The following is a 26,933-nucleotide window of genomic DNA, read 5'->3' on the forward strand; positions in this document are numbered from 1 at the left end:
GCGGCTGGCAGGGCAGGCTGGTTTGAAAGCGGTAGTCAGCGCGGCGCGTTATCCCCAACGAACAACCAAAAACGACTAATGAAACTACCGCAGCGCGAACACCCAGGTGTAGGCCACCGTGGCGTATAAGAATATCATCGTCAGCTGGTTAGGAATACCGAGCATGGCCAGCGCCACGGCCGCCGCGCCGACGGCGGCCAGCGCCCAGCCGGCCCAGCGCGAGTAGCCGTGCTGCTTGGGTTGCCCGTGCCCGGCCAGCCGCTCGGTGCCCACCAGCGGAAACAACAGCCCCAGCGCCACCAGCGCCAGCGTGCCCAGGCCCGGCACGGGGGCTCCTAACAACATTCCTAATCCAGCCGCCAGTCCTACCCCCAGCAAGGCCAGGAAGTGGGTCGAGTGCAGCGTCTGGGCCGGGCTGAGGGCGTAGCGCCCGTAGCGGTTCAGGCGCAGCAACGAATTGAAAATGGGGTCTTTGAACCAGCTCAAATAAGCAAAAACCAGGTAGAAGGGCAGCAGCCAGGGCACGAAGCGCGCCACCACGTAGGCACCCAGCAGCAGCCCGCGCCGCAGCCCCGCGCTCAAGGAATTGACCCAATACATGAAGCGCATAAACGTGCGATATACCCAGTGGCGGGCCTTGAGGGCCTCCACCAGCCCGGCGCGGGCAAAGTCGGAAGTAGGGTCGAGGCGCAGGGCTTCGCGGAAGTGGTCGAGGGCCTCTCCGGAGCGGTTGGTTTCGAGGGCTACCCAGCCGGCCTGGGCTTGGATGCTGCTGCTTTCGGCCCCGCGGCCCAGGGCGGCGCGGGCGGCGGCGCGGGCTTCCTGGCCCCGGCCCTGGCGGGCCAGGGCGCGGGCCTCCAGGCCGTGCAGGTCGGCGTGCTCGCTGTCGAAGCCCAGGCCGGTGCGGGCGGCTTGCAGGGCCGCCTGCCACTGGCCGCTTTCCAGGCGCAATTGGCCCAGCAAGTGGTAGTAGTTGGCATCGGCGGGGTCGAGGGCCAGCGCCTGGTTGATGGCCGCCAGCGCCGCCGCCGGCCGGTGCTGCCGGTGCTGCACCAGCGCCAGCACGTAGAAGGCAAAGTCATACTCCGGGGCCAGGTGAATGGCCAGCTCGGCTTCTTCCTGGGCCTGGGGTAGGCGTTGCGCGTCTTCCAGCAGGCACAGGGCCAGCAGGGAGTGCGCCACCGGCTCGTGCGGGTCGAGGCGCAGCTGTTGGCGCAGCTCATCGGCGGCCTGGGGTAGGCGGTTTTGCTGCATCAGCAGCTGCACGCGGGGCAGCCAGTCGGTAGAGTAGTTCACGGGGACAAATTACTGAGCAGCTTAGTCTTGCTGGTCTTTAATGAACGCGGCTTTAGCGCGGGCAAGCATAGTTCTGCTTATAAAGAAGATAGGGATAATCGACAAGAGTGGTGGTATGCCGAGCCGCAGATATTAGGTAGCTGAAGAAGCAAGCTACCAGCAGGTCCCAGTCAGCTATCAAGTTCCCGTATTGCGCTGGGCGGACAGCTCATGCTGAAAAATGGGGTCTTGCCGAGTCAGCCACCATGCTGGCTCAGCAGCTCTTCAATCACCACGAAGGCGGCCAACGTTTTGCCCAGCGCAAAAATAAGCCTCGGCGAGGCCCGGTTATAGGGCAGGGGCGGTGGGGCGGTAGCGCAGGCCCTCGCGGTATAATTCTTCGGCGGCTTGCGCTTGGCTGGCCTAGTATAGCAGTCCGCTCAGGTGCTGACGCAACGGCAGGTTGTCGGGCGAAAATTGCAAAACGGTAAGCAGCGGTTGCAGCGTGGCGTTGGACATAAAATCGGGGAAGTACAAAAGCTGGTCAGTGAAAGTACGGCTGGCCGCCACTAGTTCAGCCCCGGTAGCGGACTGGAATGGCCGCGCCGTTGGCCACTATCAGCCCGACTAACTTCATTTTTTTGAACGGCCTACCCCCGCGCCCCTACCCCCGCGGCCGGGCGCGGGGGTAGGGGACAAAATTAACCCCAGGAGAATCGGTTGGCTCCTTCTGGCCGGAGTAGGGTTCGCGACGGACATTTGTCAAAATATTTAGCGAAAAAAAACGATGAACTACCGACTATTTGGCACCCGTACCGGGCTGCGCGTGAGTGAATTGGTATTGGGCACCGGCCTGTTTGGCAACACGACCGGCCTCGGGGCCAGCCCCGAGGCGGCGCGCGATATTCTGCGCGCCTACGTCGAGGCCGGGGGCAACTTCTTCGACACCTCCGACGCCTACCAGCACGGCGCGGCCGAGCGTCAGCTGGGCGAGTTTATCGCGCCCAACCGGGGCGACTTCGTGCTGGCTTCCAAGTACACCCGCACGGCGGCGGCCGCGCCCGCCCTGGCCCCGCTCGGCAACCACCGTAAGGCCATGCGCCAAGCCGTAGAGGCCAGCCTCCAGCGCCTGGGCACCGACTACCTCGACATATACCTGGCCCACCTGCCCGACGAAGTGACCCCGGTGGAAGAAATAGTGCGCGGCTTTGAGGACCTGACGCGGGCCGGCAAAATCCTCTACGGCGGCCTGTCCAACTTCCCGGCCTGGCGGGTCGCCACTGCCGCCACCATCGCCGAGCTGCGCGGCTGGGCTCCGCTCACGGCGCTGCAAGTCGAATACAATCTGGTGCAGCGCGAGGCCGAGCGCGAGCTGTTGCCAATGGCCGAAGGTTTTGGCCTGGGCGTGATGGGCTACTCCACGCTGGCGGGCGGCGTGCTCACTGGCAAGTACCAGCGTGGCGAAACCGGCCGCGCTACCATCATCCAGGGCGGGCCGCCCGCCGCCTCGCCCCACGTCGATGCCGTGCTCGATACCCTGCTGGCCTTGGCCGAAGAGCTGGCCGCCCCGGCCGGGCAGGTCGCCACGGCCTGGGTCAGCGCTAAGGGCGTGTTTCCCATCGCTGGCCCCCGCACGCACGCCCAGCTGGCCGACTACCTGGCCGCCACCGCGCTCACCCTGAGCCCGGCCCAAATCGAGCGCCTCGATGCCGCTTCGGCCGTGCCCCGCGGCTACCCGCACGACCTGCTGGCCCAGCAGCGCGGCGCGCTCACCGGCAACCGGGCTGACCAGGTAACCTGGCCCGCCCGGACCGTTAAGTAACGGCGGGAGCTGACTCGGGCACCAGCCCCAATACGCGGTGTAACTGCGCTTTGTGGGTTTCTCCCCATTCGCCCAAGGCAGCAATCAGGGGTAGGAACGACTCGCCGAAGGCAGTGAGATGGTACTCCACGCGGGGCGGCAGCTCGGCAAAAATCGTCCTGGTCACCAGCTCATGGGCTTCCAACTCCCTGAGCTGCGCGTAGAGAACGCGCCGGGCCGCGCCGGGTAGTTTCTGCTGAAGCTGGTAGGGCCGCCGCACGCCCTGGCTGATGAGGTAGAGCAGGCTGATTTTCCACTTGCCGCCCACTACCTCCCGTACCAAATTCAGTCCGCAATGCAGCGAAATGGGAATTTTGCGTGGAGGCATAAAATAGTAAAATTTAAGGTAAAATGATAAATAACTTACTCTTCCTTAACCGCCGCCTGCCCAACCGGGCACACGTCCAGCATCACGCACCGGCCGCAGGCAGGCCGATGATAGAAGCAGCATTTCTGCCCGTGAAACATCAGCGCCTCGTGGTGGTCATAGACCTGCTGCGCCGTCCAATCCGGGGGTAGGAGGGCGGCCAGCAGGGCGTGGGCCGGCCCTTCGCCCACCTTCGGGCCGATGAGACCCAGGCGCTGCGCCACCCGGTGGTGGTGGCTATCGACGGGCATAGCTGGCAGGCGCAAGGTGCTGAAGAGCAGCGTGGCGGCGCTGGTTTTGGGCCCTACCCCCGTAATGCTTTCGAGCCAGGCGCGGGCCTCCGGGATGGGCCGGTCGGCCAGGAAATCGAGCGAGCAGGGCGGCAGGTTTTCGTCGCCGCAGCGGCGGCTGATTTCGTGCAGCACGGCCTGAATGCGCGGGGCCTTTTGCTCGGGCCAGGTGCAGGCGCTCAGGGCGCGCTGCACGTCGAGGGTAGGGGCGTCGCGCACGGCCTCCCAGGTCGGGAACGTGGCGCGCAGCTGCTGGTAAGCGCGGTGCGAGTCGGCGTTCTTGGTGCGGTGCGAAAGCAAGGCACTTATCAGCTCGCTCAGCGGGTCTTTATCGCTGAAAAACAGGAAGGGCGCGCCGTACTCGGCGCATAGTCGCTGGTGAGCCAGCAGCGCCAGCGCCTGGCGGGCAGCAAAATCGGTAGCGGGCGCGGCAGCGGGGGTAGGCATAAAAAAGGGTACTGCCAATCCTGGGTTCAGGTTGGCCGTACCCTTGAAAATTGGTTGCTGAGTGGTATATGGGTCGAATAGTTTTTAGCCCGCAGAGGACGCCGAGGTTTTCGCAGAAGACGCAGAAGCAGACGACCCCTCTTAAACTATCCGTTTAGTCGGTCATCGAAACGCTAGCGGTAGCCCGTGCTGTTGTAGAGCGCGATGGCCTGGCGCTGGGCTGAGGACTGCTTGCCTTGGAGCACCAGCGGCACGATGAGCACCGGAATGGCCGCGTAGAACAGCGGCGAAATGCCGGGGCTGGTAGGTTGCAGCGATTGCAACAGGCCGGCTACTAGCAGGCCGCCGCCCACCACGTATGCCCCCACCACGAAGGTTTGGTAGCGCCGGGCCTGGGACAGCAGCTCCTGCGCGCCCGCATTGTCGGTGGTGGCCAGGGCCAGATTGCGCGAGTTCAGGTTTTGAATCGGGCCGTTGTCTTTCGAAAAATACTCGGTTTTGGTGGTGCGGTAGCCGTTGCCGTAGGGGTAGCCACCAAAGCCGCCGTAGCCCATGCCGCCATAGCCCATGCCGGGCATGCCGTAGCCGCCGGGCGCATAGCTGGTGCTATACGTGGCATAAAGGCTGATGCGGCCGGTTTTTTCGCGGCGCAGCGTGGCCTCGCGCGACGAGCCGGGCAGGGTCGTGCGCACGAAGTGACCCGTCTCGTTTTCGTAGAAGCCCACCTCGCTCAGCTCCACGCGGCGCTGGCCATCGAGCAGCAGGAAATTGCGCCCGAACAGCGGCTGCTTGACCTGCACATCGTACACATTGTACACGGCCCCGTTCTTGAGGCCCACCTGGTAGCGGGCCGGCTGCGTCGAGCCGCCCATGATGTAGGGCCGGTTGAAGGGCGAAGTGCCACCGGGCGCGGGCTGGGCCGCCGGGGCGGGCTGGGGCTGTGCGGCGGGGGTAGTGGCTATCTGAGCCGGCTGGGTCGCCCGCGTCGAGTCGGGGGGGGTAGGCGTGGCGGCCGCGGCGGGCGCAGCCGTCGGCACTGGTTCGAGCTGCCGGGGCGCTGGCGCTGCCTGGCGAGGGGCAGGCGCGGGCGCCACGGGGGCGCCGCCCAGCTGCCGGGGAGCTTCCTGCGCCAGCACCGGCGCCCAGGCGGCGCTCAGCCCCAGGCCTAGCACCACAACGAACAAGAATTTCATGCGGGCAAATAAAAGCGATTTTGGCCAATCGCGGCCACTGCGCAGCTAACGCCGCTACCCCCCGCGAAAGTGCCCACGCCACTGGCCAGCTTTTGGGCGCGGTTAAGGGCACGCGGTCAGTAAGTTAAGTTGGCGAGCCTACTTACTTCAATAATTTTTCGAGCAAGCTCAGGCTGTCGGCCAGGTCGTCGCCGGAGGCAAAGTCTAGGGGCTTCAGAATGTAGCCGCTCACGCCCAGGCGCTCGGCCTCGGCGCGGTCGAGGTCCATGCTCGACGTGGTGGTCACGAACACCGGCAGGTGCGCCAGCTGGGGCGTGCCGCGCAACACTTCCAGAAACTCGACGCCGTTCATGCGGGGCATGTTCAGGTCAAGCAAAATGACTTCGGGCAGCGGGTCGATAGCGGGGGTTCCGAAGCGGCCCAGCAGCATATCCAGGGCTTCTTCGCCGTTGAAAGCGGTGAGCAGCTGGTGCGGCACGTTGAAGCGCTCGAAGGACTTTTGCGCCGTCATCGTGTCAAAAACATCATCTTCTATCAGCAATACGGAGCGCATGGGGGGGTAGGGAAAAGGTGAGCGTGGGCAGCTTCGGCGGCGGCAGGCGCGGGGCCGGAGAGCATGGCGAATCAGGAGAAAGCGGTTTCCGGAACGGCAGCCGCCGTAGGTTCTTTCAGCCAGGTGAAGATAAAAGTTGCGCCCTGGCCCAGCGCCGACTCAACGCGGACGGTGCCCTGTTGGTCTTCAACCAGCTTCTTTACGATGCTTAGACCAATACCGGTGCTTTCGGCGGTATCACGGTCACGTAGGGTCTGGAAGAGCAGAAATATTTTATGGTGGTGCTCGGGCGCAATGCCGGGGCCATTGTCCTGAATCCGAAACTCATAGTGCGTCCCCAGGTCCTGGCCCGTAACGGTAATCTGGCCCTGGCCCTCGCCGGCGTAATATTTTACGGCATTGCTGAGCAGGTTGGTAAATACCTGCTGCAAGCTCAGGCGGTCGGCCACGAAGGTAGGCAGGCCGGGGGCCAGCGTCAGGGCAAAGCCGGGCGGCACCACCAGGTCGGCCACCTCGCGCACCAGCTGGGCCACGTCCACGGGTTCGAGCGCACGCTCGGCGCGGCTGGCGCGGGCGTAGGTCAGCAGCCCGTCAATGAGGTCGTCGAGGCGGCTGAGGCGGCCCTTGAGCTGGTCGAGGTAGGTGCGCAGCCGCGGCGACAGCTCCTCGGGCAGCTCTTCTTCTATCCATTGCACGATGGTGCGCAGGCCGCGCAGGGGGGCCTTGAGGTCGTGCGAGGCCACGTAGGCAAACTGGTCAAGCTCCTTGTTGCGGTTTTCGAGCGCTCCGAAGGCCGTGTCCAGGGCCTGGGTCATCTGGTTGAGCAGCGTGGCCAGTGAGGCCAGGCGGTCGTGCTGCTGGCCGGGGTCCGTGATTTTGACCTGGTAATCGCCCTGCACCACCTGCCGAGCCAGGTATTCCATCGCCCGAATGCGGCGGGCCATGTCGAGGTTGGTGCGCGTGAGTTGGAGGCGCAGGTCGTCGTTGGCGTGTAGTTCGCCCGCGATTTTGCGAAACAGCCACAGCACGATAATGACCGCTAGCATAGCCGACACCACCACGGCCGACGGGGCCAGCTTCTGAAACAGGGTTTGCTGGCGGTTGCGGGCGCGCAGCAGCTCATCTTCGTGCCGCCGCAGCCGCAGCAGCACCCCTTTGAGCGTGCGCAGCGGCCTTTGCTCGCGCAGCAGCAGCGACTGGGCGGCCGGGGGGGTAGGGGCAAAATCGCGGTAGATAGCCAGCTCGCGCAGCTGCCCGGCCACAAAATGGCGCAGCGTGTCGGCGCGGGCGTGCTGCCCGGCATCGTCGGCTACCAGGTCGTGCAGCACGTTGGCCTCGGTCTGCATCAGGGCCGCGTTGCGGCGGTAGGAGTTCAGGAAGGAGGTGTCGGCCAGCAGCAGGTAGTTGCGCACGCCCCCTTGGGCGTCGCGCACGCTGATGCGCAGGTCACTGGTTTGCTGCAACACCCGGTAGGAGTGCTCCACCAGCTGCGTGTAGCGGCTCAGCTGCTGCATCACCACGTAGGAAATAATGGAGGTCGCCATCAGCACCGTGAGGGCAATGGTAAATCCAAGTAAAATCTTGGTATTAAGCCGAATAGCCAATGCGGGTGGGAAAAGTTGCGGTAATTCTCAGGTTCGTGAACAGAGTTAAAGGTGGAGAATTAAAAGTCAAGCGTATGGTATTTTAACTTTTAGCTCTCCACTTTTAACTCTGTCCACGAACTTCAAACCTCAGTAAGATAAATTTTACGTGAATTAATTGCACGCGCCAAGTCCGGCAAAGGTACGCCAACGGCCCGGCCAGCCTGCCAAGTGCGCCGGCTCTTGGCAGGCGCACTACCCTGGCCCAGTACCTTCGCGCCATGTTTGCTGCCCGCCCTACCCCCCCCGACCGCATCACCAGCATGCACAACCCGCGCATCAGGGATGTGCTGCGCTTGCAGGAAAAATCGGCCGAGCGCCGCCGCCAGGGCCTCACGCTGGTGGAGGGCTACCGCGAGCTGACCAATGCCCGCCAGGCCGGCTGGGCCGTGGCCACGCTGCTGGTGTGCGAAGAGCTAGCCGGCCCCGCTATTACGCAGCTCCTCCTCACGCCCGCGCAGCAAGTGCCGCGCCCCTACGAATACCTGCTCGTGAGCGCCGCCGTGTTTGCCAGGCTGGCCGTGCGCGAGCGCTCCGATGGCGTGCTGGCCGTGCTGCACACCCCGCGCCGCACGCTGGCCGACCTCGCTCTACCCCCCCAGCCGCTGGTCATCGTGCTCGAAGCCGTGGAGAAGCCCGGCAACCTCGGCGCCATCCTGCGCACCGCCGACGCCGCGCCCGCCCACGCCGTGCTGGTCGGCGACCCGCGCACCGACCTCTACAATCCCAACGTCATCCGGGCCAGCCTGGGCGGCATTTTCACGGTGCCCACCGTGGCCGCGCCGATGGTCGAAATCCTGGCTTTTCTCGCAGAGAAAGGCATCCGCACCTTCGCCGCCGCCCTCGCCGACGGGGCCAAAGACTACACTGCCAGCGATTTCAGCGGCCCCACGGCGCTAGTGCTCGGCACCGAGGCCGACGGCCTCACGCTCGCCACCCGCGCCGCCTGCGACGAAACCGTCATCATCCCCATGCGCGGCGTGCTCGACTCGCTCAACGTGAGCGTGGCCGCCGCCGTGCTTACCTTCGAGGCCGTGCGCCAGCGGAGGGGTAGGGATTAGTAAACCGTCAGTGTAAAGCCCAGCTCTTTAGCTAGTTGGCGAACTTCTTCGGCTTGCGCATCGGCCACCACGCTCAGCGGGTAGGCATCGCTGTCCAGCGCCAGCAGCACCAGCGCCAGGCCCAGCGGCTCCAGCGCATCCTGCAAAGCGTCGAGCTGCTCGGGGCCGCTGGTGGTGCGGGCAGCGGCCAGGCGCAGGCACCCGGCGCGACCCTGCTGCGCCAGAATGTCATTCAGCCCCTCAGCGGTTTCAGCAATTGGGTCCTGCGCGTCGCTTTCCCACAACAGGTCCTCACTCAGCAGCGCGTCGATAAGAGCCACGTCGCGCAGTTCCTGGGGGGGTAGGGCGGCCTCCATGCCCCGCTCGGTCAACTCTTCGGCATACTTCGTCTGGTAGCCGGCCGGGTCGCTAAGCGCTAAAGCCAGCCGCTCACTAACGCGCTGGTCAGCAGCCGCATCGGCAAGCGTAAAAAGCTTAATAAATTGAGTTAAGGCCAACGTATCCATAAAAAAGAACTCAAAAACAAAGTAAAAAAGAAATAAAAAAGGCGCGACCAAAGCCGCGCCTTTCTCAAAATTAAACTGACGTCCGAATCCGCGAAATCGCGAAAATCCGCGATTTATTCGGCCGTTTTGGCGTAACGCAGCCGCTCGTTCTCATCAAGCAGAATCTTGCGCATCCGCACCGACTTGGGCGTCACTTCCAGGTATTCGTCCTTCTGGATATACTCCATCGCTTCTTCCAGCGAAAACTGGCGCTTGGGGACGATTTTGGCGTTGTCATCCGTGCCCGAGGCCCGCATATTGGTCAATTTCTTGCCCTTCTGAATGTTGATGGTCAGGTCGTTAGGCCGCGTGTGCTCGCCAATAACCTGGCCGGCGTACACTTCCTCACCGGGGTCCACGAAGAACGAGCCGCGGTCCTGCATCTTGTCGATGGTGTAAGCCGTGCCGGGGCCGGTTTCCAGCGAAATCAGCGAACCCGCGATGCGGCCCGGAATCGGACCTTTGTGCTCCTCATAGTCCATGAAGCGGTGGTTCATGATGGCCTCGCCGCCGGTGGCCGTCAGCACGTTGTTACGCAAGCCAATGAGGCCGCGGCTCGGAATGCTGAATTCCAGGTGCTGCAAGTCGCCCTTGGGCTCCATGATGGTCATTTCGCCCTTGCGCATGCTCACCAGCTCGATAACCTTGCCGGCCGATTCCTCGGGCACGTCCACCACCAGCAGCTCGATGGGCTCCAGGCGCTTGCCTTTCTCATCTTCCTTGAACAGCACCTGGGGCTGGCCCACCTGCAGCTCGTAGCCTTCGCGGCGCATGGTTTCAATCAGCACCGACAAGTGCAGAATGCCGCGGCCAAACACGAGGAAGGTGTCCTCCTTATCGGTCGCCTCCACGCGCAGGGCGAGGTTTTTCTCGGTTTCCTTAAACAAACGGTCGCGCAAGTGACGCGAGGTCACGAATTTACCTTCCTTGCCGAAAAACGGCGAGTTGTTGATGGTGAACAGCATGTTCATCGTCGGCTCGTCGATGCTGATGCGCTCCAGCTGCTCGGGGTTTTCGAAGTCGGCCAGCGTATCGCCGATGTCGAAGCCTTCGATGCCCGACACGGCGCAGATTTCGCCGCTGCTCACCTGGTCCACCTTCACGCGGCCCAGTCCTTCAAACACGTGCAGCTCGCGGATTTTTACCTTTCTGATGCTGCCATCAGCCTTCATCAGGCTCATGTTGGCACCTTCTTTCAGGGTGCCGCGGTGCACGCGGCCAATGGCGATGCGGCCTACGAACGCCGAGTAATCGAGCGACGTAATCTGCATCTGGGGCGTGCCTTCCAGCACCGGCGCGGGCGGAATGGACGACAGCACCGCGTCGAGCAGCGGAATGAGGTTGTCGGTCCTTTCTTTCCAATCGGTGCTCATCCAGCCCTGCTTCGAGGAGCCGTACAGCGTCACGAAATCAAGCTGGTCTTCGCTAGCCCCTAGGTTGAACATGAGGTCGAAAACCTGCTCGTGCACCTCATCGGGGCGGCAGTTTTCCTTGTCCACCTTGTTCACCACCACGATGGGTTTCAGGCCCAGGTCGATGGCTTTGCCCAACACGAAGCGGGTCTGCGGCATGGCACCTTCGAAGGCATCCACGAGCAGCAAAACGCCGTCGGCCAGCTTCAACACGCGCTCTACCTCGCCGCCGAAGTCGGCGTGACCAGGCGTGTCGATGATGTTGATTTTCACGCCATTATAGCGTACTGACACGTTCTTCGAGACGATAGTAATGCCACGCTCGCGCTCCAGGGGGTTGTCGTCGAGGATGAGGTCGTCGAAGTGCTGGTGCGCGTCGAAAATCTTAGAGGCGTGGATAATCTTATCCACCAAAGTCGTCTTGCCGTGGTCAACGTGGGCAATGATGGCGATATTCCGAATGTTCTGGCTCATACGTAAGTTTTTGCGGCCGCAAAGGTACGGATTTTCAACTAGAAAACCGAGTTGCGTTTTTATTATCCTGAAAACCAACACCGCGCGGCCGCTCAGCGTTCCGCCGAAAGCGGGGGGTAGGACGGTTGTAAGGCCCACCGCCCGGCCGCGTCTAACCCAGCAGCATCCGAACGCCCCGGCTTTTTCGTTTGTTGAGCTATCACACAACCACCTGCTTATCCCTACCCCCCATGCGCCTTTCCATGCTTTCCCTGTTGCTGAGCGTCGCCGCCCTGTCGCCCGCCTGCTCGCAAAGCCACGCCGACCAGGGCAAAACCGTAGCTGCCGTGCCCGCCGGCCCCCACGGCGCTTCCGTAACCACCGATAAATACCCGCAGCCCCAGCCCGTCACGGGCAAGCCCGGCGAGTTTCCGGTGGTTAAAACCGATGCCGAGTGGAAAAAACAGCTCACGCCCGACCAATATTACATCCTGCGCGAAGAGGGCACCGAGCGGCCCTTCACCGGCAAATACCACGACAACCACGCGGCCGGCACCTACTACTGCGCCGCCGACCACAGCCTATTGTTTTCCAGCGACACCAAGTTCGATTCGGGCACCGGCTGGCCCAGCTTTTGGGCACCGGCCACCAACGCCAGCCTCAAGGTAAAATCGGATAAAACCTTCGGCATGAGCCGCGACGAGATTGTGTGCGACAAGTGCGGCGGTCACCTCGGCCACGTGTTCGACGACGGCCCCCAGCCCACCGGCGAGCGCTACTGCATGGACGGCAACGCGCTGGTGTTTGAGCCCAAAAAATAGCGACGGCCAACCGCCCGGCGCGGAATCCGTTTAAGCAAGGCGGCCCACCACGGGCCGCTTTTTTGCTGATACTCATGCTCTTCCGCCTCACCTGCCGCGCTGTGGCCCTGGCCCTACCCCCTCTGCTGCTGGCCGCGTGCTCGGCCACCGAGCGCACCGCCGAAAACGCCGCCCCCCGCTCCGTGCCCACCGAAGTAGTGACCGACGCCGACCGCCGCGCCATCTACAACGCGAACGCGCCGGCCGGTGCCGCCTCCCGCGCCGCCGTGCCCGACGCTACCCCTAATACCCAGCGCCTCGGCGAGCAGGCGTCCGACATCAACCGCCTCAAGCGGCCCGAAACGCTCAACACCAACGACGCCAACATCACCACCAATGAAACCCGGATGCGGCGCATCGACCAGTCGATTCCCGATACGCTACGCCGCCCGTAGCCGTCAAGTAGCGCGAACTTTCCAGTTCGTGCGCGAGCACAGCGAGCAAGTGGGGCCGCGCGGCGCGAACGACCATGCTCGCTGTGCTCGCGCACGAACTGGAAAGTTCGCGCTACTTGACGGCTACGGGCAACTAAAAAAGCCGGCCCATTTCCAATATTGGAAACGGGCCGGCTTTTTAGAATATTACTGATTATCTACACGTTGTCCACGGCTACGCTGTCATTGGTCGTGCCGGCCGGCGTGCTGAGCTCCGGCGCGGCGGCGGACTGGCGCTTGGGGCGGCCGGGGCCGGGGCGGCTGGTCGATTTGCTGGTGGAGCCAACCGGGCGGCCGGCACCTTTGTGGGGCGCGGCGGCGGGGGTAGGAGCCGTGGCTTTGCTGGTTTTGCGCGCCGAACTGTCTTTGTTAACCGCCGGCTTTCTGGCGCTGCTGCGGGCCGGGGCCGGCTCGGTGGCGACGTTGGCTTCGGGAGTGGGGGTAGGGGCTTCCGGCATGGCGGCGTCATAGTGGCGCACGATGTTGTGCAGCGCCTGCTCAAACATGCGCTCCGTATCGCCATCGAGGCGGCGGGTGGCGTCCTTCACCACTTCTTTCAGCTTGGCCTTCGTTTCTTTGCGGATGCGCGTGACCACCTCCTTCATGCGCGTGTCCAACTCCTTTTGCAGCTGCTTGGCGGCCGCCTTCAGGGTCTGTTTCTGGCTGGCTTTTTTCTCGGCGCGCTCGTCAGTCAGGCCTTTGGTCGCCTTCGCTGCCCGCTTGCTGGCTTTTTGAGATTTGCGCTCCTCTTTTTCCAGTGGGGTACGCTTCAATTTAGAGGCGGCGGCTTCGGGCGAAGGCGTAGCGTTTTTCTTGGCCATGAGTAAAAGAAGTTAGTAGGTGTGAAAAAGGTGAAAGAGTGAAAGTTAAAGCCGCTCACCGCTCGCAATTAATTACGCTTCGCACAAACGGTAGCGCGCCCGTTTTGTTAGCATATCTCCATTTTCCCACCGCTAGTAATTCCCAATAAATAGGGTTTCAATCGGCGGTTTCTACAAGTTTCAGCCAAGCTACTGATAATTTTCGCAATTCCTTCGTTTTCAGCAGCGAAATAATTAGCAGCCAGTTCATTTTCCTAATGACCTTACTCCCTCAGCGCTACACGGTTACGGCCGCTTTGCCCTACGCCAACGGCCCCGTGCACATTGGCCATTTAGCGGGCGTTTATTTGCCCGCCGACATTTACGTGCGCTACCTACGCGCCCAAAACCGCGACGTAAAATTTATCTGCGGCTCCGACGAGCACGGCGTGCCCATCACTATTCGGGCGCAGAAAGAAGGCGTTACGCCGCAGCAAATAGTCGATAAATACCACAAGATAATCGGCGATTCTTTCCGCGATTTCAACGTGTCGTTCGACGTGTATTCGCGCACTTCCTCGAAAACGCACGCTGAGGTTTCAAGCGAATTTTTTGAGAAATTAAATGCCGACGGCAAATTCATCGAGCAAACCACGCAGCAGCTCTACGACGAGCAGGCGGGCCAGTTTCTGGCTGACCGCTACGTGGTGGGCACCTGCCCCAACTGCGGCAACGAGAACGCCTACGGCGACCAGTGCGAGCGCTGCGGCACCTCGCTCAGCCCGACCGAATTAATTAATCCACGCTCCATGCTCAGCGGCAACACGCCGGTGCTGCGCGACACGCGCCACTGGTTTTTGCCCCTGAACGAGTACGAGCCCTGGCTGCGCGAATGGATAATTGAGGGCCACAAAAACGACTGGAAAACTAACGTTTACGGCCAGTGCAAATCCTGGATTGACCAGGGCCTGCACGCCCGCGCCGTGACCCGCGACCTCGACTGGGGCGTACCCGTGCCGGTGCCCGGCGCCGAAGGTAAAGTGCTGTACGTCTGGTTCGATGCGCCCATCGGCTACATCTCGGCCACCAAGGAAGGCTTCCCCGACGAGTGGGAGAAATACTGGAAAGACCCGGCGACCAAGCTGGTGCATTTTATTGGCAAGGATAACATCGTTTTCCACTGCATTATTTTCCCGGTAATGCTGAAGGCGCACGGCGAATTTATTCTGCCCGATAACGTGCCGGCCAATGAATTTCTAAACCTGGAAGGCGACAAAATCAGCACCTCGCGCAATTGGGCGGTGTGGCTGCACGAATATTTGCAGGATTTCCCCGGCCAGGCCGACGTGCTGCGCTACGTGCTCTGCGCCAACGCCCCCGAAACCAAGGATAACGACTTCACCTGGAAGGACTTCCAGGCGCGCAACAACAACGAGCTGGTTGCTACCCTCGGTAATTTCGTGAACCGCGCTGCCGTGCTCACCCAGAAGTTTTTTGACGGCCAAGTGCCGGTGCGCGGCGAATTATCGGAAGTGGACGAAGAGGTATTTCGGCAGCTGGCCGAATTTCCGGCGCGCGTCGGCGACCTCATCGAAAATTACCGCTTTCGCGACGCGCTGGCGGAGGTGATGAGCCTGGCGCGCCTCGGCAATAAATACCTCGCCGATACGCAGCCCTGGCACCTTATCAAAACCGACGCGGTCCGCACCGGCACGGTGCTGCACGTGGCGCTGCAAGTGGCGGCCGCGCTGGTTCCATTGCTCACGCCCTTCCTGCCCGAATCGGCCGAAAAGCTGGCGAAAATGCTGAATTTTGAGCCCGGCGACTGGCCGAGCGCGGCCCGCGCCGAGCAGTTGCCGGCCGGCCATCAATTGCAGGAACCCGCGCTGTTATTTGCCAAAATTGACGATGCCGTGGTGCAAACGCAAGTGCAGAAATTGCTCGATACCAAGCAGGCCAACGCGCTGGCCGCTACCCCCGTCGCGCCGGCCAAAGAGAACGTGAGCTTCGACGAATTCGGCAAAATGGATTTGCGAGTGGGAACCATCGTGGCCGCCGAAAAAATCGCCAAAACCAAGAAATTACTCAAGCTCACCATCGAAGTTGGCCTGGAGCAGCGCACCATCGTGAGCGGCATCGCCGAGTCGTTTATTCCCGAGGCGCTGATTGGCCAGCAGGCGATGGTACTGTTGAATTTAGCGCCCCGCGAAATTAAAGGAATTCAAAGCCAGGGCATGTTATTGCTGGCCGAAAGTGCCGACGGTAGCCTGGCGCTGATGCAGCCCGGCAGCGCCGTGCGCAACGGCAGCCCGGTTTTGTAATTAATAACGAGTTAAAAGAGAACGTCATGCTGAGCCTGCCGAAGCATCTCGCTCACATCGTTGGACTAACCCGAACGATGCGAGCGAGATGCTTCGGCAGGCTCAGCATGACGTTCTCTTTATGATACTATCTACTTCACATTCACCACGTTCATCGCGCGCTCCAAACCCAGACTGCCGAAGGCCAGCACGGCCTCGCCAGCCTTTTCAATCCGCGTAGGCAGGTCAATGCGCTCATCGGCCGAGAAGGGGTCGAGGACGTAATCGACCTGCCTACCCTTCGGAAAATTGGCATCAACGCCGAAGCGCAGCCGGGCGTACATGTCATTGCCCAGCGTGGCCTGAATATCCTTAAGGCCGTTGTGGCCGCCGGCTGAGCCCTGGCCTTTTAGGCGCAGCTTGCCAAAGGGGAGGGCCAGGTCGTCGGTGACGACCAGCATATTTTCGGCCGTAATTTTCAGCGTGCTCAACCAGTGCGCGGCGGCCTTGCCACTGAGATTCATAAACGTGGTGGGCTTCACCAGCACGTAGCGGTGGCCTTTGTTCTTGAATTCGGTGGTGAAAGCGTGGCGGCCCAGCTCAAAGCGCGGTGCCTCGAATTTAGCGGCCAAATAATCGGCTACCATGAAGCCAATATTATGGCGCGTATCGGCATATTCGGGGCCGATATTACCCAGGCAAAGTACTAAGAAAATCACGGATTACGCGGATTTAAACGGATTTCACGGATTTTGTGGACGAGATAAATTCCCTGGCTGTACGACCAGGCTTCAGGCAATTCGTCTCTATTTACCTCTACTTAACAAAAAAGAAAGCCACCCCAAAAAGGTGGCTTTCCGGTACGAATTGACGGTGCCGTTCACAAAATCCGTGAAATCCGCTAAAATCCGCGTAATCCGTGGTTCTATTTGGTCGCGGCTATTTCGCCTTTCAGGGCGCGCGGGATGGTGACGGTGGCAATCGGGGCCTGGTCGCTGGTGAGGATGACGTAGTTGGTGGGCTTCACCGCGCCTACTTTCACCGACTTGCCCAGCTCCAGGGTGCTGATGTCCACTTCCACGTAGTCGGGCAGGTTTTCGGGCGTAGCCTTCACCTTTACTTTACGGATTTTGCTGGCTAGCTTGCCACCGGCCAATACGCCCGGCGATACGCCGACGTACTTCACGGGGATGTCCATTTTCACTTCTTTGCCGTCGGCAATTTCCAGGAAGTCAACGTGCAGCAGCATTTCGTTAACGGGGTGGAACTGAGCTTCCTGCACGATGGCGCGGTACGTGGCGCCCTCTACGTTCAGGTCCACGATGTGGGCTTCGGGGGTATATAGCAACTCGCGAAACAGGATGGCGGGCACCGCGAAATGCACCGTTTCCTGGCCGCCGTACAGCACGCACGGCACCTGCGCGTCGAGGCGCAGCGCCTTAGCGTCCGTCTTGCCGAGATTCGCTCTTTTAAACCCTACAATCTCCAGGCTTTTCATAAAAGAAGTTGATTTGGAATGAATTGACCGCTCGGCAACCCTTGCCGAAACGGGCCGCAAAGGTAGGCATTTTTAGGCAAATTTGCCAGGGCTGCCGCGAGATTAGGCTGGTGCCGGCCGAAGCCAACGGCGGCGGCCTTACGGGGACTATTCCAGTATCTTGTAGCACTTTTCAGCCTACCCATACCCCTTCCCCACCTCATGACCAAAATTTTCGCCCTCACCTGGCTGGTGCTGCTGTGCGGCGGCTCCCTGCTAGCCCAAACTCCCGCCCCGGCCCCGGCCGATTATGCCCCACAGCACTACACCAAGCAGGAAGTGTACGTGACCATGCGCGATGGCGTGAAGCTCTTCACGGCCATTTACACGCCCAAAGACGCGAGCGCCGGGAAGAAATATCCGATACTGATGCAGCGCACCTGCTACAGCATCGCGCCCTACGGCGTGGGCCACTACCCGGCCCGCCTCGGCCCGTCCGAAACGATGATGAAGCAGGGCTACATATTTGTGTATCAGGACGTGCGGGGTCGCTGGAAAAGCCAGGGCACCTGGACCAACATGACGCCCGAAATCGACCACAAAAAGGGTAAAAAAGAAGTGGACGAGGGCTCCGACACCTACGACACCATCGACTGGCTGGTGAAAAAAGTGGCCAGCAACAACGGCCGCGTGGGGCAGTGGGGCATTTCTTACCCCGGCTTCTACACGGCGGCCGGCATCCTGTCGAACCACCCGGCGCTGAAAGCGTCGTCGCCCCAGGCCCCGGTGTCGGACTTCTTCTTTGATGACTTCCACCACAACGGCGCGTTTTTGGAATCGTACCTGTTTGCCTACCCCGTGTTTGGCTTGCAGAAGCAGGACACGACCAGCAAGGCTTGGTACGGGGCGCAAAATATCAAGGCGGGCACGCAGGATGGCTACCAGTTTTTGCTGGACCTGGGGCCGCTGAAAAATGTGGATAAGTACTACGCCAACAATTTTTTCTGGCAGGAAACCATCAACCATCCCAATTACGATGACTTCTGGCAGAAGCGCGCCCTACCCCCCCACTACACGGCCGGCGTGAAACCCGCCGTGATGACGGTGGGCGGCTGGTTTGACGCCGAGGACCTGCGCGGCCCGCTCACCATCTACAAAACCATTGAGAAGAAGAGCCCCGGCACCTACAACACGCTGGTAATGGGGCCGTTCGGGCACGGACGCTGGTCGCGCGAAACCGGCCACACCATGCACAGCAACGTGTATTTTGGCGACAGCATCGCCACGTTTTACCAGCGCAATATTGAGGCGAAATTCTTCGAGCATTTCCTGAAAGGCTCAGGTGATAAAAACTCGGGCCTGCCCGAAGCCTACCTGTTCGACACCGGCAAAAAGCAGTGGGAAACCTTCGATAAGTGGCCCGCCGCCACCGCCACCCACCAAAAGCTGTACCTGAGCGCCAACGGTAAGCTGGACCAGCAAGCCGCCGCGCCCGGCACCATGAGCTTCGTGAGCGACCCGCTGAAACCCGTGCCCTACACCGAGGACAACACGACCACGATGGGCTTCACGCCGCACAACTACATGAGTGAGGACCAGCGCTTTGCCGGCCGCCGGCCCGACGTGCTGGTGTACCAGACCGACGTGCTGACCGACGACGTGACGCTGGGCGGCGAAATTATGGCCAACTTGAAAGTGGCCAGCACCGGCACCGACGCCGATTGGGTGGTGAAGCTCATCGACGTGTATCCGGCCGATGAGCCCAACAATGCCTACATGCCCAACAAGAACATCATCCTTAGCAACTACTGGCAAATGGTGCGCTCGGAGGTGATGCCGGCCCGCTTCCGCAACAGCTTTGAGAAGCCCGAGGCAATGGTGCCCAACCAGAAAACTGACGTGGATTTCCGGCTGCAAGACGTGTTGCACACCTTCAAAAAAGGCCACCGCATCATGGTGCAGGTGCAGAGCACGTGGTTCCCGTTCATTGCCCGCAACCCGCAAACCTTCGTGCCTAACCCGTATAAAGCCAGCGAAAGCGACTACGTGAAAGCCACGCACAGCGTGTACGGCGACAGCTTTCTGGACGTGGAAGTGCTGCCGGCGGGCAAGTAAGCCGCCGCTGATATAGTCGCAAAAAAGGACGTGTCATGCTGAGCTTGTCGAAGCATCTCTACCGCGCCGTTCGAGTTTCGTTCGGTAGAGATGCTTCGACAAGCTCAGCATGACACGTCCTTTTTGTAAACAGATGCCTAGCCAAACAGCGAGCTTATGCTCTCGTGCGTGACCACATTGCGGATGGCGGCGGCGAAGAGCGGGGCCAGCGAAATTACCCGCACTTTATCGTTCTCCTCGCGTTGCGGAATGGTGTCGGTCGTAATCAGCTCCGTTAGCACCGAGGCGCGGAGGCGGGCGTGGGCCGGGCCGCTGAGCAGCGGGTGCGTGATAACGGCGCGCACCGAGTTGGCCCCGCGCTCCATCACCAGCTCGGCGGCCTTGCAGATGGTGCCGGCGGTGTCCACCATGTCATCCACGAAAACCACGTCCATGCCCTTCACGTCGCCGATTATCTGCATGGAGGCAATTTCGTTGGCCCGCAGGCGCATCTTGTCACACACCACGATTTCGGCCCCGAATTTCTTGGCGAAGGCGCGCGTGCGCACTACCCCTCCCACATCGGGCGAAGCGAACAGTAGGTTTTTCAGGTTCAACGACTGAATGTAAGGAGCCGTGACGGTGGCCCCGTCGAGGTGGTCCACCGGAATGTCAAAAAAGCCCTGAATCTGGCCGGCGTGCAGGTCGCAGGTCATCAGGCGGTCGGTGCCCACGCTCTGAATGATGTTGGCCACCACCTTGGCCCCGATGCTCACGCGCGGCTTGTCCTTGCGGTCCTGGCGGGCGTAGCCCATGTAGGGCATCACAATGTTGACCTTGTGGGCCGAGGCGCGCTTGCAGGCGTCCACCATCAGCATCAGCTCCATCAGGTGTTCGGAGGGGGGGTAGGTGCTCTGGATGAGGAACACCTCGCAGCCGCGCACGCTCTCGTCGAAGCTGGGACCCAGCTCGCTGTCGGCGAAGCGCTGGATGGTGAGGTCGCCCAGGGGCTGGCCGTAGGCTTCGGCAATTTTGCGGCCCAGCTCCTGCGAGGCGCTGCCGGCGAATAGTTTAACGTGCGGGTCCATACAAGAAAGTGCGGTAAGCGTTAGCTCGCCGGGTAGAGGGTGAGGTAAGCGTTAGTTCGCCGGCTTACGGTTTAAGATAAAAATCAAGGCCCCAAACGGCAAGCTAAAGCTTACCGCACGGGCAGCGCCATAAAGCGAAAGGCGCCGGCCCGCTCCCAAAAGGGAGAAGCCAGCGCCTCGAAATCGGTCAAAAAGCAAGGTCGTCGGTGTTCGGTCGGGACTACTCAGGTCGCGGGCTTTCGGGGGAAAATCCCCCCGCAGATTGGCAGGCCGGTAGTCCATAGAGTTACGCGCAGGTTTCCGAATCAGCCCGCAAGGTAAACCTGCTTTCGCCAAACCGGGTTGGCGGCGGTGCCGTTGGCCCGGATATTCGCTGAAAAGCGCGGCCGCGTCGCCCGCCGCCGCCAGCGTGCCAGCCAGGTCATAAGAGATTTAGGCAGAAAGCATTAGCGCAGGTCGGCCAACGCCACGGCGTCCATGTCGGTGTATTCGAGGTTTTCGCCGGCCATGCCCCAGATGAAGGCGTAGGCCGCGCTGCCGCAGCCGGTGTGAATGGACCACGGCGGCGACAGAATCGCCTGTTCGTTGCTCACCCACAGCGGGCGCGTCTCCTGCGGCTCGCCCAGCATATGCAGCACGCGCTGGCCCTGGGGCAGGTTGAAGTAGAGGTAGGCTTCCATGCGCCGGTCGTGGACGTGCGAAGGCATGGTGTTCCACACCGAGCCGGGCTTGAGCTGCGTGAGGCCCATCACGAGCTGACAGCTGGGCAGGCCCTCGTTGAAAATGTACTTGTAGATGGTGCGCGCGTTGGCCGTTTCCTGGCTGCCCATTTCCACGGGCGTAGCCTCGGCCTGGGTGCGGCGCGCGGTCGGATATTCCTTATGAGCCGGGGCAGAGAGCAGGTAAAACTTGGCCGGATTGGCCGCGTCGGTGCTCTCAAAAAATACTTGCTGGCTGCCTTTGCCCACGTAGAGGCAGTCCTGCGTGCCCAGCTCGTAGGTGGTGCCATCGACCACGATGCGGCCCGGCCCGCCCACGTTGAGCGCGCCCAGCTCGCGGCGCTCCAGAAAATAATTGGCCTTCAGCCCGTCGGGGCAGGGTAGGGGCAGCGGCGCGGCGGTGGGCATGGCTCCGCCCACTATCATGCGGTCGTAGTGGGTGTAAGTCAGCTCGATAGCGCCGGGCGTGAAGATATTCTCAATCAGAAAATGCGCGCGCAGGCCGGCCGTGTTCAGGCTGGCGGTTTCGCGGGGGCCAATGGCAAAGCGGGAATTCATAAATCGCAGATTTAACGGATTTAACGGCTGGCGCAGATACGCCTGCTACGCCGGCTGGCTAGCACCTTTTACTTCAGGCAGTTTGATAACCAGCTAATGAGTAGTTAAATTGACTTTTTAATTACATACAGGGAGCCGTTTGCTTCTGCGTCTTCTGCGGAAACCTCTGCGTCTTCTGCGGGCTAAAAACTCCTGACACTGTATGCCAATTCAATTAATCATTACTTATCGTCCCATCCAGCCGCCATCGACAGTGAGGATGGTGCCGTGTACGTAGTCGCTGGCGGCCGAGGCCAGGAACACGATGGGGCCTTTGAAATCGGCGGGCTGACCCCAGCGGCCGGCCGGAATGCGGCTCAGAATGGCGGCCGAGCGGTTTTCGTCCTGGCGCAGGGCCTCGGTGTTGTCGGTGGCGACGTAGCCGGGGGCGATGGCATTTACGTTCACGCCGCGGCCGGCCCACTCGTTGGCCAGGGCCTTCACCAGGCTCCCTACCCCCCCCTTGCTGGCCGCATAGCCCGGCACGTTGATGCCGCCCTGAAAGGTGAGCAGCGAGGCCGTGAAAATGATTTTGCCCCGGCCGCGCGCCAGCATCTGGCCGCCCACGGCGCGGGCCAGCCGAAAAGGCGCGTCAAGGTTGATGCTGAGTACGTTGTCCCAGTCCTCATCTGAATGTTCGGCGGCCGGCGCGCGCCGGATAGTGCCGGCATTATTAACCAGAATATCAATCGCCGGGAAGTCGGCCAGCACTTGCCTGGTGAACGCGTCGGCCGAAGGGCGCTGGCTGAAATCGGCCTGGTAGGCGAAAAACTGCCGACCCAGTGCCCGCACCTGCCGGCCGGTGTCGCCGCCATCGGCGGCCAGCGTGGCCGACACGCCGATGATATCGGCCCCCGCCTCGGCCAGGCCCAGCGCCAGCGCCTGCCCAATGCCCCGGTTGCAGCCCGTGACAAGGGCAGTCTGGCCCGTTAAATCAAAGGGTTGTTGCATAAAAATCGGTAGTGAACGCGCTAAAGGTAGGGCAGTAGTTTGGCGGCATCTACGATAAGTAGCGCGAACTTTCCAGTTCGTGCGCGAGCGAAGCGAGCAGGCGGGACCGGGCGGCGCGAACGACCATGCTCGCTTTGCTCGCGCACGAACTGGAAAGTTCGCGCTACTGCCGATAGCGCACAGACGGTTTTCAGTGGAATATTAAATTTATATAAATTATTGATAATCAACTCGTAATTGGTTCGCTCCGCCCGCAGGGGGTAGGGCGTCTTCCGCGCCGGCCGCCACCGGCTCGCGGCTCGCCCGGTGCTGCTTGGCATATTCGGACGGGGCCATGCCGTAGATTTTCTGGAAGGTTTTGCGGAAGTACTTGGCATCTTCTACCCCCACCTGAAAGGCCACTTCCGAGATGCGCAGCTGGGTGTGGGTCAGCAGTTGGGCCGCCCGCTTCATGCGCACGTCGCGGATAAACTCGACCGCCGTCTGGCCCGTGATGCTCTTGATGCGGCGGTAAAAAACCGACTGGCTCATGGCCACTTCGCGCGCCAGGCCCTGCACGCTAAACTCGGGGTCGTCGAGGTGCTGCTCCACCACGCGCATGGCCTGCTCCAGGAAGTCGCGGTCGGCATCGGCGATAACTATCTCGGTGGGTTCCAGCAGTATCTGGCGCTGGTAATAGGTGCGCAGCTGGTGGCGGTTGCGCAGCAGCGCGGTCGCCTTGGCTTGCAGCACCAGCGGGTTGAAGGGCTTGCTCACGTAGGCATCGGCCCCGGTTTCGAGGCCCTCCACCTCGTGCAAGGCAGCGGTGCGGGCCGTGAGCAGCAGCACCGGAATGTGGGCCGTTTTGGGGTGCTGCTTGAGTTGGCGGCACAGCTCCAGGCCGTCGCTGCGCGGCATCATCACATCGCTGATAATGAGGTCGGGGAGCTGAGCCAGGGCCTGCGCCCAGCCCGCCAGGCCATCGGCGGCGCTGGTCACCTCAAAATCGGCCTGAAAGAGCTGCTGCAAGTACTGGCTCACCTCGTCGTTGTCTTCCACCACCAGCAGGCGCGGGCGGGTGCCCAGCGCGGTGGGCGCGGCCCACTGGGCCAGGGCTTCGGCGCTGGGTGGGGGGGTAGGGTCTTGCAAATCAAGGTTTTCGGCGTCGGGGAGCAGGTCGGTGGGCCGCAGGTGGGCCTGCCCAAACGGCAGCCGCAGCCGGAACGTGGTGCCCGCGCCCACCCGGCTCGCCACCTGCACCGTGCCCGCGTGGCGCTCGGCAAACTGCTTGACCAGCGACAGCCCGATGCCGGTGCCCGTCATGCGCAGCGTGTCGGTGTGCGAGGCTTGGTAATAAGGGTCAAAAATGTGGGACAGCTCGTCGGGCTTAATCCCTACCCCCTCGTCAAAGACGCTTACCTCCAGGTAGTTGCCGGTGAGCTGGCCATCCTGAAAAACGGCCTCGCCACCGGGATTGCCTACCACCGTGGCCGCCAGCCCCAGCCGCCCGCCCTCGGGCGTGTACTTGAAAGCATTGGCCAGCAGGTTGGTGAGAATAATCTCCAGCTTGCTGCGGTCAAAGTAGAGCTGCACCGGCTCGGCGGGCACGTCGAGGGTGTAGTCGAGGCGGCGCTCCTCGGCTTTGAGCCTGAATACCTGGTAGATATCGCTGATGAAATGCAGCGCGTCGCCGTAGCTGGCGCGCAGCGGCACGTTGCCGGCCTCCACCTTGCGGAAGTCGAGCAGCTGGTTCACCAGGTCGAGCAGCTTGCGGGTTTGCTTGTGCATCAGCAAGAGCTTGTTGCGCAGGTTATTGACCGGGGCCGGGCTACCGATTATCTCCTCCATCGGCCCCAAAATCAGCGTGAGCGGGGTGCGCAGCTCGTGGCTCACATTGGTGAAAAAGCCCAGCTTGAGGTCGGTCAATTCCTTCTCCTTTTCAGCCTGAAAATGCTCCAGCGCCAGCTTGTTCTTTAGCTCCTGCTGGGCCATCTCGAAGCGCCGGTACAGCACGATGGAGCCCAGCAGCGCGCTGAGGTACAGCAGGTAAGCCCACGGCGACTTGTACCACGGGGCCAGCACGTCGAAGGCCATCGTGGCGGGCCGTTGCGACCACGCGCCCTCGCCGTTGCTGGCCTTCACCTCCAGGGTGTAGTGGCCGGGCGGCAGGTTGGCAAAGCTGGCGGTGCGCTGGCCGGGGCCGGGGTCCACCCAGTCGTGGTTGTAGCCCAGCAGGCGATACAAGTAGCGGTTCTTCTGCGGATTAGCGAAGCTGAGGGCCACGAATTCAACCGAAAAATCGTTCTCCGCCGCCCGAATAGTCACCGTCTGGGGCTGCGACAGGGCTTTTTCGAGCAGCACGCGGCCGTTCAGCTTTTCGCCCACGCTCACCGGCCGGTTCATCACGCGCAGGCCCGTTAGCTGCACCACGGGGGGGTAGGGATTAGGCTGAATGGCCGAGGGCTGGAAGTAATTAATGCCATTGATGCCCCCGAAATATAGCGTGCCATCCTGGGCACGGGTGGCCGAGGCAATCTTAAATGAGTTGCTTTGCAGGCCATCGGCCACGCCGTAGCGCAGGTATTGGCGGGTGCCGGGCGAGTAGCGGTAGAGGCCGGTGCCGCCAATCCAGAGGTTGCCCGCATCGTCGGCCAGCAGGCTTTCTACATCGCTCTCCGGCAAGTATTTAGCTAGTGGCTGAATGATTTCCCGGCCCTGCGCGTCGGTGCCGAGCCGGTGCAGCCCGCCGCCGATGGTGCCAATCCAGAGCATGCCCTGCTCGCCCAGCAGCAGCGGCCACACGTAGTTCACGCGCAGGCCGTCTGCCCGGCCCGGCGCGTAGCGAAAATGCCGCAGCACGGCCAGCGAATCGGGGGTAGGGCGCAGTTTGAGCAGGCCCGCGTCGCGGGTGCTGGCCCACAGCACGTCGCGCCCGCGGTCGTAAAGCAAAAAGGTAAAATTGTTGCTGGGCAGGCGGCTGTTGCGCCGGTCCACGGTGCCCAGGTAGTGCCCGTCGGGACTGAAGCGCAGCAGGCCCGCCGAAAACGTGGCCACCCAGAGCGTGCCGCGGCCATCCTGGGCCAGGTGCTCGACGCTGGTGGTGCTGAGGTCGGGGCCGCCGGGCAGGCGCAGGAAGGTGGTCAGCTTTTCGCGGCCGCCGGTGCGCGTGAGGGCCACCAGGCCGTTGTTGCGGGTGCCAAACCACAGCGTGCCGTTGGCCGCCTGAAAGATGGTGGCCACGTCCACGCCCGGCGCCGCGTCGGCCTGCTGGCTGAGGTAGGTGCGGTAGGTGTGGCGCGCTAAGTCGTAGCTGCTCACCCCATTGCGAGTGCCAAACCACAGCAGCCCCGTGGCTTCCTCCTTATAAATGGTATTAATATAGTTATTGGAAAGGGCCGCCGGACCCGTAAGCTGCCGCCGCAGCCGCCCAAAGGCCTTCTGGCGCAGGTCCACCTTGTTGAGGCCGCCGGCCGAGGCGCAGAGCCACATTATCTGATTGCGGTCCTCAAAAAGCTGGTGCACCCGCTCCGAGTTAATGCTGTACGGCTCGCCATCCTGGGGCAGGAAGAGGGTAGGACGGGCCGCCTGCACGGGCGGGGCGCTGCCCGTCACGGTGCCGGCTTCCCACACGTAGAGGCCGTAGAGCGTGCCCGCCCACAGCCGGCCAAACGAGTCGAGCCGCAGCGATTGCAGCACGGGGCACTGCTGGGGCAGCGGGTGGGCGGCCAGCTCGCGCACGGTGCGGCGGTTGGCGGCGGCCACCCACAGCACCTGGCGGTCGGTGCCCACCCACAGGTCGCCGCGCCGGTCGAGGCACAGCGTCCGAATGGGGGTAGGAGTCAGCTCGGTAGCCTGGGTCTTGAACGTGCTTTCAGTGGAGCGAATCACTACCAGGCCGGCCTCCAGCGTGCCCACCCACACCTTGCCCTCGGCATCAATAACCAGGCTCGTGATGTGGGCCGACGCGGCCTGGCCGGCCACGGGCAGCGGCAGCTGGCGCAGGCTCCGCAACTGGCCCCGCGCATCGAAGGCCAGCACAAACAGGCCGTGCTGGGCCGTGCCCACCCACAGCCGGCCCTGGCCGTCGAAGGCCAGCGCGGCCACGTCGCTCTGGGCCAGCAGGCGCGCCGGGGCGCGGTCGGCGGCCGGCACCAAGTGCTCGTCGTAGCTCACGAACGCGTCGTGGCGGGCGTCGTAGAGGCTGAGGCCCGCGTGCTCGGCGCCCACCCACAGCCGGCCATCAGGCCCCACCAGCAGCACCTCAATGCGGTTGCCCGACAGGCCGTTGAGCGGGTTAACGGGCAGCGTATATTGCTTGAGGCCGTAGCCGTCGTAGCGGTTCAGGCCGCGGTTGGTGCCAATCCAGATGAAGCCGGCCGGGTCTTGCGCCACGGCCATCGCGTCGCTGTGCGACAGGCCCTGGTCCACGCCGATGTGCTCGAAGCGGAACTCGCTGGGCGCGGCGTCCTGGGCGCGAGCCAGCGGGGCCAGCAGCAGCAGCCACAGCCCGGCCGCCGCCCGCAAATAGCCGAAA

20 protein-coding genes and 1 pseudogene are annotated in these 26,933 nt (G+C 62.3%); 6 read left to right on the plus strand and 15 right to left on the minus strand.

The genetic code is table 11. From position 1 onward, the window contains the following. Positions 1-84 precede the first annotated feature (84 nt). A complete protein-coding gene (locus tag A0257_17920; GenBank protein AMR28787.1) occupies positions 85-1,296 on the minus strand; it encodes a hypothetical protein in 1,212 nt (403 codons plus the stop codon). Positions 1,297-2,062: 766 nt separating this feature from the next. Between A0257_17920 and A0257_17925 the strand changes: the two genes are divergently transcribed. Further along, the gene (locus A0257_17925) at positions 2,063-3,097 is read left to right on the plus strand and encodes an oxidoreductase (GenBank protein ID AMR28788.1); all 1,035 of its coding nucleotides are present in this window, start codon (positions 2,063-2,065) and stop codon (positions 3,095-3,097) included. Here the strand turns inward: A0257_17925 and A0257_17930 are convergent. The 5 genes from A0257_17930 to A0257_17950 all read right to left on the minus strand — a co-directional run bounded on the left by A0257_17930 (position 3,090) and on the right by A0257_17950 (position 7,590). Further along, entirely contained in the window at positions 3,090-3,464 is a 375-nt protein-coding gene (locus A0257_17930) for an HxlR family transcriptional regulator (protein ID AMR28789.1), read from the minus strand. The genes A0257_17925 and A0257_17930 overlap by 8 nt on opposite strands. A 35-nt stretch (positions 3,465-3,499) precedes the next feature. After that, positions 3,500-4,240 (minus strand): Fe-S cluster assembly protein HesB, encoded by a 741-nt coding sequence (locus A0257_17935; protein AMR29837.1) that lies wholly within the window; start codon positions 4,238-4,240, stop codon positions 3,500-3,502. A 173-nt stretch (positions 4,241-4,413) separates the two neighbouring features. After that, positions 4,414-5,433 (minus strand): hypothetical protein, encoded by a 1,020-nt coding sequence (locus A0257_17940; protein ID AMR28790.1) that lies wholly within the window; start codon positions 5,431-5,433, stop codon positions 4,414-4,416. A gap of 142 nt (positions 5,434-5,575) precedes the next feature. Continuing rightward, the gene (locus A0257_17945; protein AMR28791.1) at positions 5,576-5,986 is read right to left on the minus strand and encodes a hypothetical protein; all 411 of its coding nucleotides are present in this window, start codon (positions 5,984-5,986) and stop codon (positions 5,576-5,578) included. Between the two features lie 71 nt (positions 5,987-6,057). Next, complete coding sequence (locus tag A0257_17950) at positions 6,058-7,590, minus strand: hypothetical protein (GenBank protein AMR28792.1); 1,533 nt, start codon at positions 7,588-7,590, stop codon at positions 6,058-6,060. A gap of 260 nt (positions 7,591-7,850) precedes the next feature. On the opposite strand from A0257_17950, the gene A0257_17955 reads away from it, so the two are divergent. Further along, the gene (locus A0257_17955; protein ID AMR28793.1) at positions 7,851-8,690 is read left to right on the plus strand and encodes an rRNA methyltransferase; all 840 of its coding nucleotides are present in this window, start codon (positions 7,851-7,853) and stop codon (positions 8,688-8,690) included. Here A0257_17955 and A0257_17960 read toward each other — a convergent pair. Then, positions 8,687-9,247 (minus strand): hypothetical protein, encoded by a 561-nt coding sequence (locus tag A0257_17960; protein ID AMR28794.1) that lies wholly within the window; start codon positions 9,245-9,247, stop codon positions 8,687-8,689. The genes A0257_17955 and A0257_17960 overlap by 4 nt on opposite strands. Positions 9,248-9,309: 62 nt before the next feature. Next, on the minus strand, positions 9,310-11,121 hold the full coding sequence (locus A0257_17965) for a GTP-binding protein TypA (GenBank protein ID AMR28795.1): 1,812 nt from the start codon (positions 11,119-11,121) through the stop codon (positions 9,310-9,312). 230 nt (positions 11,122-11,351) lie between these two features. Here A0257_17965 and A0257_17970 point away from each other — a divergent pair, with 230 nt between their 5' ends. Beyond that, positions 11,352-11,921, plus strand: a complete 570-nt coding sequence (locus A0257_17970; protein AMR28796.1) for a peptide-methionine (R)-S-oxide reductase — start codon at positions 11,352-11,354, stop codon at positions 11,919-11,921. A gap of 74 nt (positions 11,922-11,995) precedes the next feature. After that, positions 11,996-12,355: a hypothetical protein gene (locus A0257_17975; GenBank protein AMR28797.1), complete on the plus strand. Its 360-nt coding sequence runs from the start codon at positions 11,996-11,998 to the stop codon at positions 12,353-12,355. Between the two features lie 197 nt (positions 12,356-12,552). On the opposite strand, the gene A0257_17980 is transcribed toward A0257_17975, so the two are convergent. Beyond that, positions 12,553-13,215 carry a hypothetical protein gene (locus tag A0257_17980; GenBank protein AMR28798.1) on the minus strand — a complete coding sequence of 221 codons (663 nt, stop codon included), beginning with the start codon at positions 13,213-13,215 and terminating at the stop codon, positions 12,553-12,555. Positions 13,216-13,472: 257 nt separating this feature from the next. Here A0257_17980 and A0257_17985 point away from each other — a divergent pair, with 257 nt between their 5' ends. Beyond that, on the plus strand, positions 13,473-15,515 hold the full coding sequence (locus tag A0257_17985) for a methionine--tRNA ligase (GenBank protein ID AMR28799.1): 2,043 nt from the start codon (positions 13,473-13,475) through the stop codon (positions 15,513-15,515). 131 nt (positions 15,516-15,646) lie between these two features. On the opposite strand, the gene A0257_17990 is transcribed toward A0257_17985, so the two are convergent. Further along, positions 15,647-16,213, minus strand: a complete 567-nt coding sequence (locus A0257_17990; protein AMR28800.1) for an aminoacyl-tRNA hydrolase — start codon at positions 16,211-16,213, stop codon at positions 15,647-15,649. Positions 16,214-16,419: 206 nt separating this feature from the next. Continuing rightward, complete coding sequence (locus A0257_17995) at positions 16,420-16,992, minus strand: 50S ribosomal protein L25/general stress protein Ctc (protein ID AMR28801.1); 573 nt, start codon at positions 16,990-16,992, stop codon at positions 16,420-16,422. A gap of 201 nt (positions 16,993-17,193) precedes the next feature. Here A0257_17995 and A0257_18000 point away from each other — a divergent pair, with 201 nt between their 5' ends. Then, on the plus strand, positions 17,194-19,086 hold the full coding sequence (locus A0257_18000) for an X-Pro dipeptidyl-peptidase (GenBank protein AMR28802.1): 1,893 nt from the start codon (positions 17,194-17,196) through the stop codon (positions 19,084-19,086). A 137-nt stretch (positions 19,087-19,223) separates the two neighbouring features. Here the strand turns inward: A0257_18000 and A0257_18005 are convergent, their stop codons facing one another. From A0257_18005 to A0257_18020, 4 genes and pseudogenes are all read right to left on the minus strand, one after another. Next, positions 19,224-20,153 (minus strand): ribose-phosphate pyrophosphokinase, encoded by a 930-nt coding sequence (locus A0257_18005; GenBank protein ID AMR28803.1) that lies wholly within the window; start codon positions 20,151-20,153, stop codon positions 19,224-19,226. A gap of 446 nt (positions 20,154-20,599) precedes the next feature. Further along, a complete protein-coding gene (locus tag A0257_18010) occupies positions 20,600-21,430 on the minus strand; it encodes a 5-keto-4-deoxyuronate isomerase (GenBank protein AMR28804.1) in 831 nt (276 codons plus the stop codon). 225 nt (positions 21,431-21,655) lie between these two features. Then, a complete protein-coding gene (locus A0257_18015) occupies positions 21,656-22,420 on the minus strand; it encodes a 2-deoxy-D-gluconate 3-dehydrogenase (protein AMR28805.1) in 765 nt (254 codons plus the stop codon). 303 nt (positions 22,421-22,723) lie between these two features. Beyond that, positions 22,724-26,923 (minus strand): annotated as a pseudogene (locus A0257_18020) (hybrid sensor histidine kinase/response regulator). Positions 26,924-26,933 lie beyond the last annotated feature (10 nt).

Source organism: Hymenobacter psoromatis (genome assembly GCA_001596155.1).
In the GTDB taxonomy this organism is placed as follows: domain Bacteria; phylum Bacteroidota; class Bacteroidia; order Cytophagales; family Hymenobacteraceae; genus Hymenobacter.

What these genes read in the sequence shown, in the direction of transcription:
- A0257_17925 (AMR28788.1), top strand. Translation starts at nt 2,063, where the DNA reads ATGAACTACCGACTATTTGGCACCCGTACCGGGCTGCGCGTGAGTGAA.
- A0257_17930 (AMR28789.1), bottom strand. Translation starts at nt 3,464, where the DNA reads ATGCCTCCACGCAAAATTCCCATTTCGCTGCATTGCGGACTGAATTTG.
- A0257_17935 (AMR29837.1), bottom strand. Translation starts at nt 4,240, where the DNA reads ATGCCTACCCCCGCTGCCGCGCCCGCTACCGATTTTGCTGCCCGCCAG.
- A0257_17940 (AMR28790.1), bottom strand. Translation starts at nt 5,433, where the DNA reads ATGAAATTCTTGTTCGTTGTGGTGCTAGGCCTGGGGCTGAGCGCCGCC.
- A0257_17945 (AMR28791.1), bottom strand. Translation starts at nt 5,986, where the DNA reads ATGCGCTCCGTATTGCTGATAGAAGATGATGTTTTTGACACGATGACG.
- A0257_17955 (AMR28793.1), top strand. Translation starts at nt 7,851, where the DNA reads ATGTTTGCTGCCCGCCCTACCCCCCCCGACCGCATCACCAGCATGCAC.
- A0257_17965 (AMR28795.1), bottom strand. Translation starts at nt 11,121, where the DNA reads ATGAGCCAGAACATTCGGAATATCGCCATCATTGCCCACGTTGACCAC.
- A0257_17970 (AMR28796.1), top strand. Translation starts at nt 11,352, where the DNA reads ATGCGCCTTTCCATGCTTTCCCTGTTGCTGAGCGTCGCCGCCCTGTCG.
- A0257_17975 (AMR28797.1), top strand. Translation starts at nt 11,996, where the DNA reads ATGCTCTTCCGCCTCACCTGCCGCGCTGTGGCCCTGGCCCTACCCCCT.
- A0257_17980 (AMR28798.1), bottom strand. Translation starts at nt 13,215, where the DNA reads ATGGCCAAGAAAAACGCTACGCCTTCGCCCGAAGCCGCCGCCTCTAAA.
- A0257_17985 (AMR28799.1), top strand. Translation starts at nt 13,473, where the DNA reads ATGACCTTACTCCCTCAGCGCTACACGGTTACGGCCGCTTTGCCCTAC.
- A0257_17995 (AMR28801.1), bottom strand. Translation starts at nt 16,992, where the DNA reads ATGAAAAGCCTGGAGATTGTAGGGTTTAAAAGAGCGAATCTCGGCAAG.
- A0257_18000 (AMR28802.1), top strand. Translation starts at nt 17,194, where the DNA reads ATGACCAAAATTTTCGCCCTCACCTGGCTGGTGCTGCTGTGCGGCGGC.
- A0257_18005 (AMR28803.1), bottom strand. Translation starts at nt 20,153, where the DNA reads ATGGACCCGCACGTTAAACTATTCGCCGGCAGCGCCTCGCAGGAGCTG.
- A0257_18010 (AMR28804.1), bottom strand. Translation starts at nt 21,430, where the DNA reads ATGAATTCCCGCTTTGCCATTGGCCCCCGCGAAACCGCCAGCCTGAAC.
- A0257_18015 (AMR28805.1), bottom strand. Translation starts at nt 22,420, where the DNA reads ATGCAACAACCCTTTGATTTAACGGGCCAGACTGCCCTTGTCACGGGC.